The sequence below is a fragment of the Streptomyces sp. NPDC003042 genome (assembly GCF_053591315.1).
The window spans coordinates 1-1,266 of the sequence record NZ_JBSFTP010000188.1; the positions used below are offsets into that span (position 1 = coordinate 1).

The following is a 1,266-nucleotide window of genomic DNA, read 5'->3' on the forward strand; positions in this document are numbered from 1 at the left end:
CAAACGGGCCGCCCCCGACGCGATCCAGGTCGCCGACCGGTGGCATTTGCTTCACAGCCTGGCCCGGGCCGTCGAACGCACGGCCCACGCCCATCGCCCCTGCCTGCGCAAAGACGCCGACGCGATATCCCCAGACGCACTTCTGGAACTCATCGAACCCGTGCCACCCGCGAGCGATCCGCCAGACAGCCAGATCCTCGCCCGGGTCCGTCAACGCCACAAGGACATCCACGACCGGCTTCTGCGAGGTGACAACCACAGCGCCATCAGTCGCGATCTCCGCCTCGACCGCAAGACGGTCCGCCGCTACGCGAACATCGAGCTCGACGACCTCCTGGCCTCCGCACGCGACCGGCGGCCGGAAATCCTCGCCCGGTTCAAGCCCTACATTCAGCAGCGATACCGAACAGGAGGCACCAACGCGACCCAGCTGTTCCGCGAAGTGCGTGAACAGGGATACCCAGGCAGCAAGATCTCTGTCCGCCGCTACGTCGCGACCCTGAGAGCCGGAACAGCTGTTGACGAACCAAGGCTGATCCCAAGCCCTCGCCAGATCACCAGCTGGATCATGCGCCGCCCCGAGTCCCTGACCAGCAGTGAAAGCAGTCAGCTGGACCGAGTCCTTGAGGCATGCCCGGACCTGAGCACCGCCCGCGAGCTCGCGCACGCCTTCAACGCCATAGCCCGTGATCGGCGAGGCACCGAACTGACGCAGTGGATGACCCGGGCCCTGGCCGACGGACCGAAGCCGATCCAGTCCTTCGCCGCATTCCTCCAACACGACTGGGACGCGGTCGTCAACGGCCTCAGTCTGCCCTGGAGCTCCGGGGTAGTCGAAGGTCAGGTCACACGCATCAAGCTCATCAAGCGCCGGTCATACGGACGAGCCTCCTTCGCCCTGCTGCGGACCCTCGTCCTCGCACAGCCACCGTGATCGTCCCGCCGCGATGTGAGGCGACCCGGTCAATTCGTGGCCGCCAACTCGCTGAGTTTGATCCTTACTTGGTGGTTGTGCTCGGCGTGTCCGATGACGTTGCCCCTGAGCCGTTTGCCCGGCGCAGGCAGTACGGCTCCGAGGCATCGCGGTGATCTCGATCAGACCGATCGCTTCTGGCACGGCGTCGATCTGGACGAACACGCCGAAGGGCTGCCGGGCGATGACCTCGCACGTCACGTGGGTTCCGATGGGAAGATCCTCGACCGTGGCAGCCCACGCATCACGTGCTCGGCCTGCTCTTGAGTCGTCTGGCCAGGAGTACTCGATCA

General features: G+C 65.5%; 1 protein-coding gene. It reads left to right on the plus strand.

Annotation, left to right across the window (positions count from 1 at the left end; genetic code table 11):
- Positions 1-934: transposase (locus ACWDYJ_RS36285; protein WP_451569868.1), on the plus strand; the 934-nt coding region annotated here is incomplete at its 5' end.
- Positions 935-1,266 lie beyond the last annotated feature (332 nt).